Source organism: Bacillus sp. FSL R10-2780, assembly GCF_038006125.1.
Lineage (GTDB): Bacteria > Bacillota > Bacilli > Bacillales > Bacillaceae_G > Bacillus_A > Bacillus_A cereus_U.
This window is the reverse complement of sequence record NZ_JBBOUQ010000001.1, coordinates 801,141-821,742: the sequence shown is the minus strand read 5'-3', so window position 1 is coordinate 821,742 and position 20,602 is coordinate 801,141. Positions and strand designations below refer to the sequence as shown.

Genomic DNA, 20,602 nt, shown 5'->3' with positions numbered 1-20,602 from the left:
TTCATCTGCACTTTGTTAGAGAAATTCTTATCAATATACAAAAATAAGACTGTCCATAATTAGGACAGTCTTACTGCTTTATAAAATTAATAAATCGATGTACTATCTTTCGGCAAAACTTTCACATGTTTTAAATAACTTGTCTCCCTGTCATCATCACCTTGCGGGTATTGATATCCATAAGCGTTAGCAATTTCGTTCGCAACTTCCCTAAATAGATCTCCCATTACAAAGAATGACTGCCATATATTTTCATATTCTGCATTTGAAAATGTCTTTCTAAATTGCTCCCACGTATCTTTTTCAACATATTGCTCGAAATGCTTACCAAACTTTCCGGTATTCACTGTAAAATTTGTTTTCATGCCAATATGCCATTCTATCATTACGATTAACATATCTCGTACAGGGCCTTCAAGTATTCCTTTCGCATAAGAAAATTCCTCTCTCCATAACCCTTTCCCTACATTTGTGCTGCACCACCAAAATTCATTACAGCAATCGAAAAACTCTTTTTCTGTAGGCTTTTTTATAACGTAATCTTTATCACTTGCTGGCGGAAATTCTCCAATACAATTGTCTTTATCCAGTAGTAATTTACTTAAACTATCCTGTCCAATAAATTTATTTATTAAATCCACTGGAACTAGCATTAAATCAATCCGGTTTCCATCCATAAACTGCATTAAATACGGAAATTCCCCGTCTTCATCCGCTGGAACTAACGACATTTCTTCCGGCATTTGCACAATCATTATTTCTCCAAATCTATGAATCCAACTATGATTACACGTAAAAGATTGTATATCTTTTACAACATAAATAATATCATAGTCTTGGAAACAATCTTTTTTCACATTTGGATTCACACGTGACCCATTCATAATGACAGCTCGAATTCTTTCATCCTCTTTTGCTGTATTTATAATTAAGTCTAGCATTTCTTTTTCAGTTCTCATCTATTCCTAACCTCCAATTTTTTATATAAACTTATATTGTTATGTATGTTGGAGGTCCTCGGGCTAACTTTGTTACACACGATACATGTTATAATTTTTGAAACATCTTTTTCATTCCACTTATCTCCTTACATCATTCTTTAACGACTGCCATTACAAATCCATCATACCCTTTACTTCCGACAGTTTGAAGCGCCGTAGCACTTACACGCGGCTCAGCAGCTATTAATTCATAGAATCGGCGTATCCCTTGTACACGAGGATCGCTGCTAGTATTGTCAATAACTTCTCCTTCACGTACTACGTTATCCCCAATAATTACAGTACCAGGGCGTGATAGTTTCATTGCCCATTCAAAATAAGCCGGATTATTTTGTTTATCAGCATCTATGAAAATAAAATCAAATGGTTCATACTTCTCGTTTTCTATTTTCTGTAAAGAATCTAACGCTAATCCTACTCGTATTTCTATTCTATCATTCAAATTGGCACGTTCAATATTGCTCCGTGCAATTTCAGCATGCTTTTCACTTGCTTCTAATGTAACAATTCGCCCTCCAGATGGCAATGCTCTTGCAAGCCATATAGTGCTATATCCGCCTAGAGTGCCAATTTCTAAAATATTACGAGCTCCTTGAATTTGTACTAATAGTTGTAAAAACTTCCCTTGAGTTGGCGATACATCATGTGCCGGCAAATTAGCTGCAGCATTTGCTAGAAGAACTTCTTCTAATGTAGAATCTTTCGGTATTAATACATCACTCATATATTGATCCACAGCCGTCCATTTCTCAATCGTACTCATGTAAATACCATCCCCTTAAAGTTTTTAATACTTTTCTACCATTCATATTTAATTATACCGAAAATTCTGTTTTATATACAAAAAATAAAGAAGGGACACCCATTCCATTACAGAATAGATGTCCCTTCTTTGTTTATAAAGTGAAACTTTAATCAGTGGGGGTTTTGTTCATCCCCCACTGATTATTAGTTGAACCAATCGGGCGTTTACGGGCAGTTGATCTCCCACCTAACTTCTTTGCTCCAGCCGAATTTTGAGGTGGGAGTTTTACTGCCCGTTAATGCGGGATAACTTTAGCCCTTACGGATTAGTAGACCAAAGTCCAGCAGATTTAATAAATGTACGTTTATTTAATTTCAGCTGCGCTACGATAAACTCTGCAATATCTTCTGCTTGCATTACTTTATCAGGGTTTCCATCAGTTAATCCTAAGTCTACAGCCATGTCAGTTGCTACTGTACTTGGAGTTAACGCTGTTACACGAATATTATGTTTACGAACTTCCATTGCTAACGATTCTGTTAAACCAAGAACACCAAATTTAGAAGCACTATATGCACTTGTTACAGGTGCACCTTTTTGTCCTGCTGTAGATGAAATATTAATAATATCACCAGATTGTTGTTCAATCATGCTTGGTAAAGCGGCGCGGGTTGCATAGTATACACCCATTAAGTTTACTTGAATGATTTTTTCCCAATCAGCAACTTCTAGTTCTAAAAACTTACCGAACTTAGAAATGCCAGCGTTATTAATCAAAATATCGATAGATCCTAAACCATTTTTTAACGTTTCAATTGCAGTAGTCACCTCTTCATATGAAGATACGTCAGCAGTCGCAATAACAGCTTTTACGCCTTCTGCTTCTACTTCTTTCGCAACTGCTTTTAAGTTTTCTTCTGAACGAGCTAAAAGACCAACATTTACGCCTTCTTTCGCTAATGCGATCGCTACAGCGCGACCAATCCCTCTACCTGCTCCTGTAATTAAAGCATTTTTTCCTTGTAATAATTCTGCCAAGTGTAACACTCCTTAATCATCTCAGTTGTTTATTATATTAAAAGTGTATCTATATTTATGCAAAAAGGCAATGATGCACTTTCATGTGCGTAGGTTACTTATAGGTAACTATGGTAATGGTAAATGCATTTTTAAAAAAAAAATAGTGTTAGAAGGTTCTCCTCCTAACACTATTTTTCTTCATGATTTGGAATACGTACAATAAATTTTGTACCATTCCCTTCCACGCTTTCGAATTTTATTTCTCCTTGATGAAGGTCGAGTACTTTTTTTACAATCGCTAAACCTAGGCCACTTCCTCCATAAGCACGGTTTCGTGAAGAATCCGCTATATAAAAACGCTCAAAAACATGTTGCTTCTGTTCTTCTGATATACCAATTCCCGTATCATGAATACTTACTTCCAGGAACTCCGCATGTTCTTTTAACTGAATTGTAATCGTACCACCACTTGGAGTAAATTTAATACTGTTATGAATTAAATTTATCCATACTTGACTCATACTTTCTTGGTCAGCAATCATTTGCACTTTTTCTAAATCAAGGTCTAACTCAATTTCTTTTTCAGCCCAAAGCGGTTCACTATTTAATACAACTTGCTTTAACTGCTGATCTAATCGATAAGTCACTCTTTCTGGTACATACTCTTCTGATTCTAAAAGTGTTAACTTTAATAAATTTTGACTCAGTTTAGATAATCTCGTTGTTTCAGTTTCAATAATGGTAAGATAATGCTTTCTTTTTTCAGCTGGCAGATTATCATCTTGTAGCGCTCTAGCAAATCCTTTTATAGAAGTTAATGGTGACTGTATTTCATGAGAAACATTCGATACAAATTCCTGGCGCAGTTTCTCCATCGCATTCAGTTCATCTGTCATATCATTTATACTTTTTACGAGTACTCCAATCTCTCCATCATACTTTTCTTCATTTCGTATTTTTACGGAGAAATCTCCTTTTGCAATTTTTTGTATCGGTTCAATGATCGTCCAAATCATCGCTTCTCGCTTCGGTCTCATTAATATTCCGATCAATACCCAAATAAGAACACTGAATACAAAGCCGACCATATCACTAATTAGAAACGTAACAAAAGGCGATACGTTTATTTCCAAAGCTTTCATTACACTAGACGATACAAAAAAGGCTATAGACCAAATTATAGTAAGAAAAGTAAAGAGTGCTATTATCGCCCCCATTATTTTTAACATCTTCATCTTACTCATTCGTTTTCTTTGTCTCATTTACTTACCTCTAAGCGATACCCTAAACCCCTTATCGTCTTTATACTAAACTTCGATTGCTCTTCTTGAAACTTTTCACGCAACCGATTAATATGAACGTCTAGCGTGCGTTCATTCCCTTCAAAATCATATCCCCATACGTCTTCAATTAATTGCTCTCTTGAACAAGTTCTTCCCGCCTTAGATCCTAATGTAAAGAGTAACTCAAATTCTTTTAGAGGCAATGTGACCGTTTGTTCTCCGGCGTTAACTTCAAATGTTTTACGATTTAACAGTACATTCCCAACTTGAATAGACTGAGATACTGTAATTTGGTAACGTTTCAATAATGCCTTCACTCTCACAACTAATTCTAAAGAATCAAAGGGTTTCACAAGATAATCATCTGTTCCGAGGTGAAACCCTTTTATCTTTTGAGATGTTTCTCCTTTAGCAGTTAGCATCAAAATCGGAATATCATAGTATTTTCTTAATTCAAAACACAAATCAAACCCATCCATATTTGGCATCATAATATCAAGAATCGCCATATCGACTTTCACTTCTTCTATTTTTCGAAGAGCATCTAATCCATCAACGGCCTCATATGTTTGAAAACCTTCTCGTTCCAAAAATACAGAAACAAGTTCTCTAATGTGCGGATCATCATCTACAATTAATATTTTAGGTATCAAGGAATCATATCCTTTCTGCTTAACATACTTTTTAGCACTCTAAAATCAACAATCAGTGAAGTGCTCCCTCACTGATTGTTTTCATTCTATAATGCTCCTTCTTTAATTTTTAACTGCTGCATTGCAAATTCACGGTACATGTCATGTGTACGTAATAACTCATCGTGCGTACCGCTTCCTGTAAGATTCCCTTTTTCAATAAAGATAATTTTATCTGCATCTACAACAGTAGAAAGTCTATGTGCAATAACTAAAGTTGTTCTGCCTTTCATTAAGTTATTTAACGCCTTCTGAACAACTGATTCCGATTTACTATCAAGACTTGAAGTCGCTTCATCTAACATCAGGATTTGCGGATTTCGTAGTAACGCTCGAGCAATCGCAATTCGCTGTCTTTGCCCTCCAGAAAGCTTCACACCACGCTCTCCAACTTCTGTTGCATATCCACTTGGTAAATCATGAATAAACGCATCAACATACGCCATCGCTGCTACTTTTTCAATTTCTTCGTCAGTCACTTCGCCCTCAACACCGTAGCAAATATTATCACGAATCGTTCCATCAATTAACGGACTATCTTGTGAAACGTAACCAATTTGACGTCGCCATGACTGTAATGAATATGCTGTAATTGGTTCTTTCCCTAATTTTATGAAACCACTAGTCGGCTCATAAAAACGTTCTAACAGCGAGAATAAAGTTGTTTTTCCGCTACCACTTGGTCCTACAATCGCTGTTACTTTTCCAGATTCAATCGTGAAGTCGATATTTTTCAATACTTTCTCTTCTTCGTTATACTCAAAATGTACATTTTCAATAACGATCGACTGCTTCGCATTTGTAACATTCCTACCTGTCTCATGATCTTCTACTTCATATTCTAAAATCGTATTAATTCTTTCGGTTGCACCAATTGCTTTTTGGAACTGAGTAAAGAACATAGATAACTGACTCATCGGCATAATAATTTGAACTAAATACAAAATAAATGCTACAAGTTCACCTGTTGTTAATGCACCGCTAGAAACTCGCATTCCACCATACCCTACGATAATAACAAGTAATGCCATTAAAACAAACGACATAACTGGTGAAATTAATGCTTGCACTTTTCCTTCTTTCAAACCAAATTGCAATAATTTTTGGATACCTGCATTACCTGTCTCATATTCTTTTTTTTCCGTATTTGAAGATTTCACTAAACGAATCTCTGATAACACTTGTGTTAACACACTTGTAAACGAAGCCGTTTCATCTTGAAGTGCTTTTGAAATCTTATACATTTTTCGTCCAAGTGGAACTAAAATTAGTACCGATAACGGAATAACCGTTAAAAGTAAAATTGTCATTTTCCAGTCTAAAACAAATAATACAATTAATGATCCAATAATTGAGATACCGCCTGTTAATAAGTTTGACAAATGCTCAGAAATTAATGTTTTAACAACACCTGTATCATTTGTCATACGACTAATTGTATCTCCCGTTCTGTTTTGATCATAATAAGACACTGGTAAAATAAGTACCTTTTTCCACAATCGTTCCCTAAGTCCAGCCACAATTTTTTGTCCAATATAATTCAGTAAATAAATAGACAATCCTGCAGCAATTGTTTGAATAATAAAGAATGCAATTAATCCAACAATTTGTCCCGTACTAATTGAGGAAAGCGAAAAATTATCAACTAAACCTTTTGTTAGCATTGGAATAAACAAACTCGCTCCAGTAGAAAGTAAGCTCATTAGTAATGCAAAAATAAGAATGCCTTTCGGTGGATTTGTATCTTTAATGAGACGTAAAAACTGCCTCCAATTCCCTTTTTTCTTTTCTATATTCCTAACTTCCATTGTCGTTCATCTCCTCGTTATAAACAAAACTATTATCTCTAAAACTAGAATACGCTATAAATGTAAACTGAATGTAAACACACTTTTTCTATTTTTACAAAATATACATATAAACTCATCTTTACAACAAGTGTAAACATCTGATATTATTACCTGGTACTTATTATTATTCTATGTGAATTATAGATAACTAATTTAAAATACTATATAAATCTCCAGTTATTGAAAGGAGTATCCTTTTTGCAAACAAATACACATTCCGAAAAGGAAACAATCATTTTTATTCATGGATTAGTTGGAAATCGCCGCGCCTTCAAAAAAGAGCATAAACGATTTTCTGCATCCTACAACATTATAACTTATGATTTATTAGGTCACGGCGACGATAAAGGAGAAGCTATCGACTTTTCAATACAGCGCCTCGTAGATCAATTATTGAACTTGTATGAAAAAGAGGGAATTAAAAAGGCTCATATTTGTGCTCTAAGCTATGGCTGTTATATCTCTACGACATTTGCACAAATGCATCCAGAAAAAGTATTGAGCATTTGTCATATTGGTGGACATTATAATAACCCTTCCCGTTTATATAATGTTTTTCAGAAATTTTGGGAAAAACGTGGTGATGAATATTCATCTTGGCTTTCTCAGTATGCTAGTACTATTTTTCCAAGTGGAATACTAAGGGCAAATCCGTTCGCTGTTATTTCACGAAATATTTATTACCGTTTCGGATTACAATTACACTCGTCCATTATTGCTGAGTCATTACGACACCGCTTAGAATTTGACTTGAAATCTAAATTAAAAGCACTTCATCACCCTATATTATGGGTGATGGGAGAACATGATCATCTCTATAAATCGTGTCTCTTTGATTTGAAGTCCATTCTTCCGAACGTTTTATATAAAGAAATTCCATTAGCAGGTCATGCAGCAAACTTATTCCGTCCAAACTATTTTCATGATTTATATGCTAAGTTTTTGCATGGAAAATTGACATAAAGTGAAACTTTAATCAGCGGAGGTTGTCCATCCCCCGCTGATTATTATCCCGCAAATAGCGGGATAAATACTACTATACTGACAGTTTATCCAACTATGAAAAAGGCTTCCCAAGTTTCCCTGGAAAGCCTTTTCTCTATACGAAAAGTAGTATATAAACTACTTTTTCTTAGTATGCTTTTGTGTAACCTGTTAGGTGTTTAGCCCAGTAAGAGTTATTAATTGAACTAATTCTTACACCAACATTTTCATTCTCTGCACTAATGAACTGACCGTTCCCTAGGTAAACACCCATGTGAGAAAGACCTGATTTATAAGTGTTAGAGAAGTATACTAAATCACCTGGTTGTGGATTGCTAGTTTTTGTTTTAGAGCTCCAGTATCCAGCAACTGTTTGACGAGCGCCTGAATGACCAGTTTGATTTAATACGTAGTGAATGAATCCACTGCAGTCGAAACCAGCAGTAGTTTGACCACCAAATACATATTTTGAACCATTTAAAGATCTAGCGAATCCAGCGATTGAAGATGTATCTCCACCTGTTGGCGCTGTTGGTTTTTGTACTTGGTTAGTACCTTGGTTACCACCAGTAACTACATTGTTCACTCCGCCTTTTACAAACTTAACAAAGTCTGCACTTACGTAGCCTGTACGGCCGTTATGGTTAATTTTGTACCAACCGTTTTCAGCGCCAGTAACGTTTAATACTGTACCGTTCGTTACCCCACCAATTACAGCGTTATATGTAGCTGGGCCTGTACGTACTTTTAAAGCACCCGTGTTAACAACATATGAACCACCAGTTTGAACTGTAGTAGTATTGTTGTTGTTTGTAGTTGGTTGCTGTGTTTCGTTAGATACAGCAGAACCACCTTTTGTTACGAAGTCTTTGCTTACGTATCCAGTTCCACCATTGAAGTTAATTTTAAACCAATCTTGAACTTCACCTACAACTTGAACTGTTTTCCCTTTGTTTACAGAACCTAAAACAGTATGAGATGCACTTGGGCCTGTACGTACGTTTAGTGAAGAAACGTTTACTGTGTAAGTACCTGTTCCTTGTTGAACAGTAGTTCCTTTATTGCCACCAGTTGTTACGAAGTCCCCACTTACATAACCTGTTTGACCATTTACACTAACTTTGAACCAACCGTTTTCTTGTCCAATTACTTGAAGTGCTTGACCTGCTTTTACTTTAGAAATAACGTTATGTCCTGTACCAGCACCTGAACGTACATTTAATACATCAGCTGTTACTGTGTATTTTAATTCAGAAGTTGTTTCTACCTTTTTTGTTTCAGTTACAGTCGTTTGAGTTTGTGTTTGAGTTTGTCCATTAATTTCTTTTAGCGCATCATTTGAAACTTGTGCATGAGCAGAATCCATTCCTGGAACTGCTACGCCTACTACAGATGCTGCTGCTAAACCTGCGATTACTTTTTTCATAAGTTGTCTTTACTTCCTTTCCCTACTATCCTCTTGAGAAAAACTATAAACTTAGTACTTTACAATATTATCAAAGTAAAATATTCATCCAGTTCCATTTTTTAGCAAGAGTTTTATTTTTCACACGTCGTTCATTTTAAACGATTGAAGTGACTTCCGTGTGAACTTCATGTGAACTTTACCATTAAACTGCGTGTTTTTGCAACGATTTTTTCAAATTTCTAATGTATTACATCAAAATTTAAAATTCCCTACGTTATTTCAATATAGATTTTACACTCTTTATCTAATATAGAAATTTCATTAATCTAATACATAAACACAATATGTTTTTCTAGAAAGTTCTTTTTCATGAGGCACACTCTTATCATGACAAAAAACACTTTATTTATCAATAGTATAATATTTTAAGAAAATGAATTCTCTATACTATGTATGATTTTAAACAAAGTGATGATTTGTAAGATTTCACGCACAAAAATCCACCCCACTCGAGAACAGTCCCATTCCAAAAACATAATTGACTATTTTGTTTCCCTACTAAACATGGAATTATTAGGGTTTTATTGATAAAATATGTATAATCACATGAAAAGAGGAGTTGCATTTGTGGAAAAAATAATAGACGATCACATAAATAATAATATCGAACTTTACTATGCTCTTACTCACTTATTATCGTTTACAACATTAAAAAAGGTAACAATCATTGAAACAAAGAAAAACGAACTAAAAGAGCAAATGAAAACAATTCAGCATACAAACTCATACCACGTATAAAAAGGTGAACAGATTATATCTCTGTTCACCTTTTATTTTATTTGTAAATTTTTACACGAGTTTCTAATGGCTGATATTCTTTATCTCCTGCAGAAACTACTGGTTTACCAAATGGCATTTGCGCAGTTAACTTCCAATTTTTAGGTACATCCCATTCTTTCCTTACTTCTTCATCAATCAACGGATTATAATGCTGTAATGTAGCACCAAAACCTTCAATCTCTAATGCTGTCCAAATCGCAAATTGCAACATTCCAGAAGATTGCTGAGACCATGTAGGAAAATTATCTTTGTATAGTGCAAAGTTCTCTTGCAAACTTTCTACCACTTTACTATCTTCGAAATACAAAACTGTTCCATAGCCACTTTTAAATGCATTCATTTTCTCTTCAGTAGGTGCAAAACTATTTTCAGGTACAATTTTTCGTAACGTTTCTTTCGTAACGTCCCATAACTTGTCGTGTTGTTCACCTAGTAATACAACAACTCTTGCACTTTGGGAATTAAAAGCCGAAGGTGTATGTTTCACAGCATGATAAATCACTTCTTGAATTCTTTCATCAGAAACTACTTGCTCTTTACTAATCGCGTAAATAGATCTTCTGTCTTCAATCGCTGAGTAAAAATCTTTTGCCATTACAATTCCCTCCAATTTTTCATTTGAGGCAGTATCATATGTACGAAGCATATAATGCCCCTCGAACTTATTATTAATAAGTTCTTAACTTAATAATATCAACAAACAAAAACAAACTCAAATGATATCACTTGAGTTTTCACTCCCCATACTCCCAAAATTTAAAAAACAGCTTATTATCACCAAAATCAAGGTTCAAATAAACTGTCTGTCTTTTTTTAGCAATTAACTTACTTCTTCACCTAATTAACCAATTGAAAAGCATAGGACATTAGCTTCTGTGTTTCTGTAAAACGTTTTGTTTTACTTTTTGTCCCCATAACAACTGTAATAATGCGATTATCGCCTTGTTTTGCAGTACCTGTAAAACAATACCCTGCGCTATCTGTAAATCCTGTTTTTAATCCGTCTATTCCTTCTATATATAAAGCTTTATTATTTTTGTTTAACATCTCATTTGTGTTTGTAACATTAATATTATTAAATGCTAACTGACTTTGACGTAAGTGAGTCACTTCTAATATCTCTGGATAGTCTTTTATAAGATGATACGCTAATTTTGCTACGTCAGCTGCTGTCATTTTTGTTTCACTTCCGTCGGGCTCCTGTAATCCGGAAGCATTCGCGAATTTAGCTTTATCTGACATTTCTAACTGCTGGGCTTTTTCATTCATAAGTTGAACAAAGTTTTTTTCTGTCTTAGCTACATGTTCAGCTAAAGCGACAGCCGAATTATTAGCCGATTCAATCATTAACGCATGATATAAGTCCTTAACAGTTAATGTATCATTTACTTGCATTGGGATTTTTGCACCCTCTGTTTGTGCCGATTTTGCACTTATTTTCACTGGATCTTCCCAGCGGACTTTCCCATTATGTATACTCTCTAAAACGAGATATGCTGTCATCATTTTTGACATACTAGCAGGGGCAACAGCTTCATTTTCATTATTTTGATAAATAACATCTCCATTACTCGCATCGATAATAATAGCTGCTTTTGCATCAATTTCTGGTGGTATATATTTTGGTGGAACTACTTTTTCAGATAGCCCTGTTTTAGGTAGCTCTGCCACTTGTAAAGGCTGAGTATCTACATTTGTTTCACTCTTTTGAACTCCTTGGAAAAAGAACCAACATATACCCAGAATTACTACTAATGGGATTGTTAATCTTCCCCATTTTAACTGCTTCATTCTAAAACTCCTTTAGCAAACCTTTTATACACTCATGTTTAACCATAACAACAATTACTTTATATCGTCAAGGTAAAAAGCATATTTATTCATCTACAGCAATTATAATTTCAACCTCTTTCTCTTTTCATGTATGTTACACTAAAAACAACGAAATATAAGAATATTCAATAACATCTAAGCACAAAAACACCATATAATAGAAAGGATTTATACAAATGATACTTCCAAAAGCATTAAAATATGGCGATACAATTGGCATCTACTCTCCCTCTTCACCAGTAACCCATACTTCTCCAAAGAGATTTGAGCGAGCAAAATTATACTTACAAAAGAAAGGATTTCATATATTAGAAGGTTCACTAACAGGTCAATATGATTATTATCGTTCAGGGAGCATTAAAGATCGTGCTGAGGAACTAAATGAATTGATTAGAAACCCTAACGTTTCTTGTATCATGTCGACAATTGGGGGAATGAATTCAAATTCATTATTACCTTATATTGATTATGCTTCTTTTCAAGAAAACTCTAAAATAATGATTGGCTATTCAGACGCAACAGCATTATTACTAGGAATTTATGCAAAAACAGGAATTCCTACATTTTATGGTCCAGCACTCGTTCCTTCTTTTGGTGAATTTGAGCCTTTCGTAGATTGCACATACAAATATTTTGCGGATACTTTATTAACTGATCAACACCTTCCTTACGACATAAACCAGCCGTTATTTTGGTCAGATGAATTTATTAATTGGGAAGAAAAAACGAAAGAAAAAGATCTTCGACCGAACAATTGGATTTCAGTAATTGGTGGAAAAGCTACTGGACGTATTATTGGTGGGAATTTAAACACTATACAAGGTATTTGGGGTAGCCCCTATATGCCACATATTCAAGAAGGTGACATTCTCTTTATTGAAGATAGCTCAAAAGATGCAGCTACTATCGAAAGAAGTTTTTCATTACTTAAAATTAACGGCGTTTTTGATAAAGTTTCAGGTATCATCCTTGGAAAACATGAGCAATTTGATGATTGTGGTACAAATAGAAATCCTTACGAAATACTATTAGAAGTATTACAAAATCAAAAGCTTCCTTTTCTAGCCGATTTTGATTGTTGTCATACTCATCCAATGATTACTTTACCAATAGGTATTCAAGTAGAGATGGATGCAACAAATAAAACGATACAAATTATAGAACAGTGGAAAATCTAACTCTACTACCTCTATTATCTTCAACTCTAAAGCTACGTATGGCCTTCTATTGTTTTATATTTTAAAGACAAATTTATAATTAATGTCGGATTAAATGTAATCACCTTAAAAGGCTTGGCATTAAAGCAAGCATCTGCATTAGAATCATTAAGTTATATCATCATTTTAATTTTTAGTTGGTACTTCCTAGGAGAGAACATAACGAAGCGAAAAATCATTGGCAACATTATTATTGTCATTGGTGTAATCATCTATTGTCCTAAATTTTGAACCTTATCTTTCAAATCCTGAACTTGTTCTATCGTCTGCATAAGCTCAGAGTTTTTAAACTGCTCTACATTCATTTTTCCTTCCTCTATTTTTTGCATAGAGGTATCAATTAATGTATTTAACTTTTCATTATATCCGACGATTTGCTGGTGAAGATCCTTCGCTACATCCGGTGGTGTTAATTCATTAAAAGCTGGTATATCTTGTTTAATTTCAGTAAGTTTCGTTTCTAGTTCTTTTCGAGCTTCTCCATTATTAACAGCCTTTTCAGCTAATGCTGGCGCTTCATTTGCAAATGCACTTATTTCATTTACATAGTCTGTCGCTTTTTGAGCGTAATCTATGGAGTTCTTCCCTTCCTCCACTAGCGAACATCCCATCAAACCAATTGAAACTACAATTGAAAGTAACATTGTTTTTGTAAACTTCATTTTGACCTCCTAAATAATTGTCATACTTTTATTCATTTATAAACACTTTGTTTTCTTCTTATACACCTTATCACATCATATCTTATTTTTTAATCTTCCTCTTATACATTCTAGAAAAATCATTATTATCCTGTTCAACATGTACCTCGAAACTATCTTCATTTAAATATAAAAACAGACATACTTATTTTAAGTACGTCTGTTTTCCAGGTACGTATAACTCTCACTAATTAAAGTTTCTCTTTATCCTCTCACATGCCCTATTACTGTTATAATATCTATGTCTATATGTACACTAATAATATCTTCTATAATGTCCGTATATCCTTGGCCTAAAGGTGTTCCGTAATGTAATAAAATTTCTTTTTTTTCATAAACTGACTTCGGTACTGTAAAAATAAATTTCCTCATATTCCGCTCATCAGCAGGCTCCAGAATTAAAACAATGCCATCCTCTTCAAACATATAATCACGCCTTCCAACAATCCATTCACTATGGCTCAAGTATTGCCTTGAAAGGATAGGTTTTAAACACCCTTTCTAACAATATATAACCATTTCATGATCAAATAGCTTATACGGCTTATATGATAAGCCACAAATACAAAAAAACACAAACCTTGAACTACCAAGAATTTGTGTTTTTTTTGCATTTCATTCTTATATACCTTTATCAAGCTCATATAACCTACGATATTTCTCATTTTCTTTCAGTAGCTGTTCGTGACTACCTTGCATAGCGATTTGACCACTATCAAGGAAAATCACTTCATCTACATGTTCAATCCCTACAAGATGATGTGTAATCCAAATAACAGTCTTTTCTTCTGTTGCAGAAAACATTGTTTCTATTAACGCTAATTCTGTTTTAGGGTCTAAACCGATAGTCGGTTCATCAAGTACAATGACCGGTGCTTCTTGCATAAGAGTTCTTGCAAATGCTACCCTTTGCCTTTCTCCGCCAGAAAACCTCTTTCCCATTTCATGCATTTTTGTTTGTAATCCATAAGGAAGAGAAGCAATGTGTGGTGCTAGCTGTGCTTTCTCTAAAGCTTTCCATATCTCTTCATCATTAGCCTCTGGTTTACCGATCCGCACATTATTTCCAATTGTCGTATCGAATAAATGTGGTTTTTGGTTTAATACAGAAATATATTTTGACAGAAAATCCGTATGAGCTTGTTCACCATTCAATATAACTTGGCCACTCACCGGACGTAGTGCCCCAGTTAACAATTTTAGTAAAGTAGATTTCCCTGTTCCACTTCTACCTAAAATAGCAATTTTCTTTCCTGCCTTTATTTGCAATGATACATCTTTTAATACGGATTCATTACTATTCGGGTAATTATACGACACATTACTCAGTTCAATATCTACATGTTTTGGTACAACGTATTCTTTATCTCCATGTAACTCCTTACCATCATCTAAAGCGGTATCACTTTCTACGCCATTAAGCCGATGAACAGATTCTACATAAGATGGAATTCGATCAATAGCATCTGATACAGGAATAAGCACATTCGTCACAGATAATGTCATTAATACGAATGCTGCGATAACTGTAGGTGCAATTTGTTCACTTGCTGCTTGATTTCCAGTCCACAAAATCATCGAAATAACTACAATACCTACTATTAAATGAATGATACTATCTCGAATATGGTACCAGCGTTTCACTCTCTTTTCTGTCTTTAACAGCTGGACATTTTGCTCTACATACGCATTAATAAATTCATCTTTTCTACCACTCGCCTGCCAATCAGATAACCCAAATACAGCATCTGTCAATTGTTGATACAAACGATTTCTTCCTCGCTTCAAAGCAACATGATGTCGTTTCATCAAAAGTAGTGATACGAATGGAAGAAGAAAAACAATAACAGCTAACATACAAGCTGCGATAAGTGCAAATACTAAGTCAAATGCACCGATAACAAGTACGAAAATGCTATATACAACTAACGCTAATATACTAGGGAATATTGTACGTAAATATAGATTCTGTAAATGTTCTATATCATCAGACAATACACCTAGTACATCACCAGTTTGAAATCTTGAGCGTAAAAATAACGCCTGTGGTTCTACAATTCTATATAGTTTTGTCCTCATTTTTTCTAAAATTCGTAGAACGACGTCATGCCCTACTAAACGCTCTAAATAATGAAAGACAGCTTGCCCTATACTAAACGCACGCGTTGCAACTATAGGAACATATACAACCATTACATTTTCTGGTCTGAGAGCAGATTTAGAAATTAAATAACCTGAAATGAAAAGTAACATCGCACCTGAACTAACTCCAAGAAACCCGAGGAAAATAGTCAACGTCATTCTACCTTTATTTTGCTGTATATGAGGTTTAATCCAGTTACTCATCGCTCTCCCCTCTCTTCCCTATGAAAATGTAATGTCTCATTCTTTAAAAGCTCTTCATATGTTCCACTTTCTTTAATTTCCCCTTTATTTAAAATAAGAATATGATCCATTTGCTTCATCCAATGGAGACGATGCGTTGCAAGAAATACTAACTTACCTTCAAACAGACGTAACATCGATTGCTTTATTTCAAATTCAGTTTCAATATCAAGATGTGCTGTAGGTTCATCTAATAAAATGATTGGCTTTTTACTTAAAAGTGCACGTGCCATAGCGACACGTTGTTCTTGTCCGCCACTAAGCATACGTCCACCTTCTCCAATCCTTTCGTACATCCCATGTGGTAATGATGCAACGAGCGAACGAAGGCCCACTTCATTTATAACTCTCTCAACCTCTTCATCAGGTGTATTCGTTTCATAGAAACAAATATTATCTTTTAACGAAAGTGGAAAAATATAAGGTTGTTGCGGAATATAAGCAATATTTTTTTGCCAATCTTCTCGAGTAGATTCATCAATTTCCACACCATTTACTAACATCTTCCCACCCGAAGGAGGGAGAAATCCTGCTAACACATCGATTAACGTTGATTTCCCTGCCCCACTTTCACCAATAATGCCTATAGCACCGTTACCTTGCCAAGTAAAATCAATTCCCTCTAATATAGCCTTTTCAGATTCATCATTATTTACTTTTACATCTTGTAATTTCAAACTACTAGAAGAATTCCATACTATATCTACATTTGAATCTTTCTTTTCTATTTCTTTTTGTTTCTGTAAAATTTCTTCTATTTGCTCCATTGCAAGTTGTCCATCTAATGTAGCATGATAATTCGCTCCAACTTGTTTTATCGGCAGAAAATATTCCGGCGCTAAAATTAAAATCGTAAGAGCTGGTAACAGTATAATTGTCCCATCTATTAACCGTATCCCTAATCCAACTGCTACAAATGCAATTGATAAACTCGTAAAGAAATCTAATGCAAAAGAAGAAAGAAAAGCAACTCGCAAAGTACGCATCGTTGCTTTTCTATATCGTTTACTTACTTTTTCAATCTTTCCTTCGTGCTGTTTACTTTTCCCTAAATACTTTAATGTTTCTAATCCTTTTAACGTATCTACGAAATGATTAGAAAGTACACGATATGTTTCATATTGGCTATCCGCCATTTTCTGCGCCGCTAATCCTAGAAGGATCATAAATATAATCACAATTGGAATCGTTACAACTAAAATGATTCCAGACTTAATATCCAGTGTAAAAACATATAGAACAATTAGTCCTGGTACGATACTACTTCTAATCATTTTAGGAATTGTTAATTCAATATAAGTTTTAAATTTCTCAATACCTTCTATCGATAAAGTAACCAGATGGCCAGTCCCATTCGTTTGGACAAATCTCGGCCCTAATGTAAAATATGCTTCTATTAACTGTTTACGTAATGCCAATCCTGTTTTTTCAGCGAAACGCTCAACCAATATTTGCGATGCTCGCACCAACATTTGGCGTGCTGCGAACATGATTCCAAAATAAACAGTTTCATTTAGCACAGCTTGTACTGTTTCTCCTTGAAATAAAAATGTGATTGCTCGTGCTAAAAACACTGTCTGCGCAATGATACTACACGCCTCTAAAATGCTAATAAGACTTAAAGTCACATATAAAACTCGGCTACCAGGATACGACGGAAGTCCTCTTTTTCTTTTCATTAGTACTCCAAATCTTTGTCTGACTTAACAGGTTGTCTAAATACATAGAAACTCCATATTTGACTACCGATAACAAACGGTAAAATAGCAAGAGAGAAATAGCTCATCAGTTTTAATGCATAAGGTCCTGATGCCGCATTATAAATTGTCAAATCATTTACCGCTCCTAATGAGCTAATCATGACACGCGGGAACATACCGATGAACACACTTGCACTTAGCAAAATGATTGTTAAACTTGTCATAAAGAAGGCCCAACCATCTCTTCTTCTTTTATTTAATAAAGTAGAAACAAATAGCGCTACAAAAGCTCCAATTGGAACCATTAGCCACTCTGAACCATGTGCGGTGAAAATATCTGTTTTCCATAACCCTACAGCTGCAAAAACAAGAAGTGTTATTAATGCAAAAGGTGCAATCTTTGTCGCGGCAATACGTGCGCGTTCTCGTAATTTTCCTGTTGTACGTATAGTAAGGAATTGCAAACCATGAACAATACATAGAAGAAGAAACATAACTCCTCCAAGTAATGCAAATGGGTGAAGTAATTTCATGAATCCGCCTACCATATTTTTACTTTCATCAATTGGTACACCTGTCATAAAGTTTGCGATTGCAACTCCCCAAAGTATAGGAGGTAACATACTTCCAATAAACATGCCCCAATCCCAGAAACTTTTCCACTTATGGTTTTCTATTTTCGCACGGAATTTAAAGGAAACGCCTCTTATAATTAAAGCAAGAAGCATAAACACAAACGGAATGTAGAACCCACTAAATAAAGTTGCATACCAGTGCGGAAATGCCGCAAACATAGCGCCACCAGCGCAAACAAGCCATACTTCATTTGCGTGCCAAAACGGTCCAATTGTATTTAAATATATACGCTTTTCCAAATCATTCTTTCCTAAAAACCTTGAAACGATTCCTACACCAAAATCGAAACCTTCAAGTACAAAGAATCCAATGAATAAGGTTGAAATAATTAGAAACCATAACTCATTAAGAGATAACATACTCTTCCTCCTTATCAAATGGATCATGGCTTTGATAATCCTTTTTCACTTTCTTATTCGCATGCCCTTTAATGATACGAACGAATAAGTAAACCGTAATGCCTCCAATAATTACATATAGTGATGTGAATGAAACAAGAGAGAATAATACTTCTCCAAATGAAACGTTTGGAGATACAGCATCTTCTGTTTTCATAACACCAAAGACAACCCAAGGCTGACGTCCCATTTCAGTCATAATCCAACCTACTGTATTTCCGATAAACGGAAGTGCAATTGCATATACCATTAATTTTAAATACCAAGTTTTTTCAGCTAAACGATCTTTTCTTGATAAGAACCAGCCGTATACTCCTAGAAGAAGCATGAATGTTCCACTCATTACCATCGCTCTAAAACTCCAGAACATAGTATGTACTGGCGGAATATAATCTCCAGGTCCATATTTTTCTTCATATTGTTTTTGAATTTGATTCATCCCTTCAACTTGACCGCTAAATTTATCGTATGACAATAGACTTAGCATATAAGGGATTTGAATTTCAAACGAATTTTCTTTCTTCTCTGTATCAATTTTTGCAAATACTGTAAATGGCGCTGGATCCTCACTCGTATTCCATAATGCTTCAGCTGCTGCCATTTTCATCGGATGTGTCTTAATTAAATTTTGTGCTTGTGCATGACCGAAAAATAATACCAATGCTGTTGAAATTGTTCCAACAACGATAGAAACTCTGAAAGACTTCTTAAACACCTCAGTCTCTTGTTGTTTTGCAATTTTCCATGCACTAACACCAGCAATAAAGAATGCGCCTGTTGCAAGTGCCGCTGTAATTGTATGCGGGAATTGCACCCATAGTTGTGGATTTTGAATAATCGCCAAGAAATCATTCATCTGCGCACGTCCATCTGCAGCCATTTCATATCCTACCGGGGACTGCATAAATGCACTTGCAGTTAAAATCCAAAATGCTGATAACATTGTTCCTATTGAAAGGAGCCAAATACATAAAAGGTGAACTCGCTTCGGCAGTTTATCCTCACCGAATACCCATAAACCTAGGAATGTGGACTCAATGAAAAATGCTAATAAACCTTCAATTGCCAATGACGGTCCGAAAACATCACCAACAAAACGTGAATATGTTGACCAGTTCATACCAAACTGAAATTCTTGTAAAATACCTGTTACAACACCTACTGCAAAGTTAACAAGGAATATTTGTGTCCAAAACTTTGTCATTTTCTTATAAACTTCTTGTCCCTTTACCACATACAACGTTTGCATTAACGCAATGATAAAAGCTAAACCAATAGATAGCGGAACGAAAAAGTAATGAAAAATCGTTGTAGATGCAAATTGTATTCGTGCCAATTCGAGCGTTTCCATGCTAAAGTCACTTCCTTCATAATTTTTTATATCGTAATATCGATTGAATTGTATGAATTCACTTCATAACGAACAATTCAATCATTTGGAAATACAAAAAGATAAATTCGTTTATGTACTTTCTGAAAATATAGATTGTCAGTTTTTTAGATAATTACAAAAGAACTTTCTTCATACGATTTACCTTTTCACTATTTCAGTAGTGTTTTATTCGCTAATCGAATTGTATAATATACTTACATAATAAATTCAGGTGATTTTTGACGTATTATTGACAGGATTTTGTCTGAAATATGTCTTTTGTAATTTTTTTGAATTAGATTTCTCACATTTAAAAAACGTATTTTTCAAACATATAACATACTCTTATATCAATTATTATTACGTTTTCCTCTTCATACGCTTGACTTTCCTCTTGAAAAATGTCCTCGAATCAAATCCGGAAATACGCTAGATTTTTGTCAAGAGAAAAATGTATTTCCAAAATTCAAATCAATAATATTGTTATTCACAAATAGAAAAACCCTTTCCTTTTTTAGACTAAAAATTCATTTTTTC

At 34.6% G+C, this 20,602-nt stretch carries 18 protein-coding genes and 1 pseudogene; 4 read left to right on the top strand and 15 right to left on the bottom strand.

The window, feature by feature from the left end; all coding sequences use genetic code 11:
* Window positions 1-86: 86 nt before the first annotated feature.
* The 6 genes from NSQ47_RS04300 to NSQ47_RS04275 all read right to left on the bottom strand — a co-directional run bounded on the left by NSQ47_RS04300 (window position 87) and on the right by NSQ47_RS04275 (window position 6,549).
* On the bottom strand, window positions 87-959 hold the full coding sequence (locus tag NSQ47_RS04300; protein ID WP_341036221.1) for an aminoglycoside 6-adenylyltransferase: 873 nt from the start codon (window positions 957-959) through the stop codon (window positions 87-89).
* A 133-nt stretch (window positions 960-1,092) separates the two neighbouring features.
* The gene (locus tag NSQ47_RS04295; protein WP_002158261.1) at window positions 1,093-1,764 is read right to left on the bottom strand and encodes an O-methyltransferase; all 672 of its coding nucleotides are present in this window, start codon (window positions 1,762-1,764) and stop codon (window positions 1,093-1,095) included.
* A gap of 300 nt (window positions 1,765-2,064) precedes the next feature.
* Window positions 2,065-2,784, bottom strand: a complete 720-nt coding sequence (locus NSQ47_RS04290; RefSeq protein WP_002012353.1) for a 3-ketoacyl-ACP reductase — start codon at window positions 2,782-2,784, stop codon at window positions 2,065-2,067.
* 170 nt (window positions 2,785-2,954) lie between these two features.
* Complete coding sequence (gene hitS / locus NSQ47_RS04285; RefSeq protein ID WP_341036219.1) at window positions 2,955-4,028, bottom strand: envelope stress sensor histidine kinase HitS; 1,074 nt, start codon at window positions 4,026-4,028, stop codon at window positions 2,955-2,957.
* Window positions 4,025-4,702 (bottom strand): envelope stress response regulator transcription factor HitR, encoded by a 678-nt coding sequence (hitR, locus tag NSQ47_RS04280; RefSeq protein WP_341036217.1) that lies wholly within the window; start codon window positions 4,700-4,702, stop codon window positions 4,025-4,027. The genes hitS and hitR overlap by 4 nt, the downstream gene beginning before the upstream one ends.
* A gap of 86 nt (window positions 4,703-4,788) precedes the next feature.
* Window positions 4,789-6,549, bottom strand: coding sequence for an ABC transporter ATP-binding protein (locus NSQ47_RS04275; RefSeq protein WP_341036216.1), 1,761 nt, complete (start codon window positions 6,547-6,549; stop codon window positions 4,789-4,791).
* A 240-nt stretch (window positions 6,550-6,789) separates the two neighbouring features.
* Between NSQ47_RS04275 and NSQ47_RS04270 the strand changes: the two genes are divergently transcribed.
* A complete protein-coding gene (locus NSQ47_RS04270; RefSeq protein WP_341036215.1) occupies window positions 6,790-7,554 on the top strand; it encodes an alpha/beta fold hydrolase in 765 nt (254 codons plus the stop codon).
* A gap of 169 nt (window positions 7,555-7,723) precedes the next feature.
* On the opposite strand, the gene entFM is transcribed toward NSQ47_RS04270, so the two are convergent.
* Window positions 7,724-9,001 (bottom strand): enterotoxin EntFM, encoded by a 1,278-nt coding sequence (gene entFM, locus NSQ47_RS04265; RefSeq protein ID WP_341036214.1) that lies wholly within the window; start codon window positions 8,999-9,001, stop codon window positions 7,724-7,726.
* A gap of 609 nt (window positions 9,002-9,610) precedes the next feature.
* Between entFM and NSQ47_RS04260 the strand changes: the two genes are divergently transcribed.
* Window positions 9,611-9,781 (top strand): hypothetical protein, encoded by a 171-nt coding sequence (locus tag NSQ47_RS04260; protein ID WP_186320878.1) that lies wholly within the window; start codon window positions 9,611-9,613, stop codon window positions 9,779-9,781.
* Window positions 9,782-9,818: 37 nt separating this feature from the next.
* On the opposite strand, the gene NSQ47_RS04255 is transcribed toward NSQ47_RS04260, so the two are convergent.
* A complete protein-coding gene (locus tag NSQ47_RS04255; protein ID WP_341038205.1) occupies window positions 9,819-10,418 on the bottom strand; it encodes a nitroreductase family protein in 600 nt (199 codons plus the stop codon).
* Between the two features lie 242 nt (window positions 10,419-10,660).
* Window positions 10,661-11,614 carry a D-alanyl-D-alanine carboxypeptidase family protein gene (locus tag NSQ47_RS04250; protein ID WP_341036211.1) on the bottom strand — a complete coding sequence of 318 codons (954 nt, stop codon included), beginning with the start codon at window positions 11,612-11,614 and terminating at the stop codon, window positions 10,661-10,663.
* Window positions 11,615-11,832: 218 nt separating this feature from the next.
* Between NSQ47_RS04250 and NSQ47_RS04245 the strand changes: the two genes are divergently transcribed.
* Entirely contained in the window at window positions 11,833-12,834 is a 1,002-nt protein-coding gene (locus NSQ47_RS04245) for a S66 family peptidase (protein WP_131231269.1), read from the top strand.
* Window positions 12,835-12,903: 69 nt separating this feature from the next.
* Window positions 12,904-13,104 (top strand): annotated as a pseudogene (locus tag NSQ47_RS04240) (EamA family transporter); the annotation flags it as partial.
* Here the strand turns inward: NSQ47_RS04240 and NSQ47_RS04235 are convergent.
* The 6 genes from NSQ47_RS04235 to cydA all read right to left on the bottom strand — a co-directional run bounded on the left by NSQ47_RS04235 (window position 13,086) and on the right by cydA (window position 20,044).
* Window positions 13,086-13,535 carry a DUF6376 family protein gene (locus NSQ47_RS04235; RefSeq protein WP_016104561.1) on the bottom strand — a complete coding sequence of 150 codons (450 nt, stop codon included), beginning with the start codon at window positions 13,533-13,535 and terminating at the stop codon, window positions 13,086-13,088. The pseudogene NSQ47_RS04240 and the gene NSQ47_RS04235 sit on opposite strands and share 19 nt — an antisense overlap.
* A 243-nt stretch (window positions 13,536-13,778) precedes the next feature.
* Window positions 13,779-14,000: a hypothetical protein gene (locus NSQ47_RS04230; protein WP_002031341.1), complete on the bottom strand. Its 222-nt coding sequence runs from the start codon at window positions 13,998-14,000 to the stop codon at window positions 13,779-13,781.
* A 195-nt stretch (window positions 14,001-14,195) separates the two neighbouring features.
* A complete protein-coding gene (cydC, locus tag NSQ47_RS04225; RefSeq protein WP_341036208.1) occupies window positions 14,196-15,920 on the bottom strand; it encodes a thiol reductant ABC exporter subunit CydC in 1,725 nt (574 codons plus the stop codon).
* Complete coding sequence (cydD, locus tag NSQ47_RS04220; protein ID WP_078173180.1) at window positions 15,917-17,638, bottom strand: thiol reductant ABC exporter subunit CydD; 1,722 nt, start codon at window positions 17,636-17,638, stop codon at window positions 15,917-15,919. Before cydD ends, cydC begins: the two co-directional genes overlap by 4 nt.
* Window positions 17,638-18,654, bottom strand: coding sequence for a cytochrome d ubiquinol oxidase subunit II (gene cydB, locus NSQ47_RS04215; RefSeq protein ID WP_341036207.1), 1,017 nt, complete (start codon window positions 18,652-18,654; stop codon window positions 17,638-17,640). The genes cydD and cydB overlap by 1 nt, the downstream gene beginning before the upstream one ends.
* On the bottom strand, window positions 18,641-20,044 hold the full coding sequence (gene cydA / locus NSQ47_RS04210; protein WP_070139148.1) for a cytochrome ubiquinol oxidase subunit I: 1,404 nt from the start codon (window positions 20,042-20,044) through the stop codon (window positions 18,641-18,643). Before cydA ends, cydB begins: the two co-directional genes overlap by 14 nt.
* Window positions 20,045-20,602: the final 558 nt, after the last annotated feature.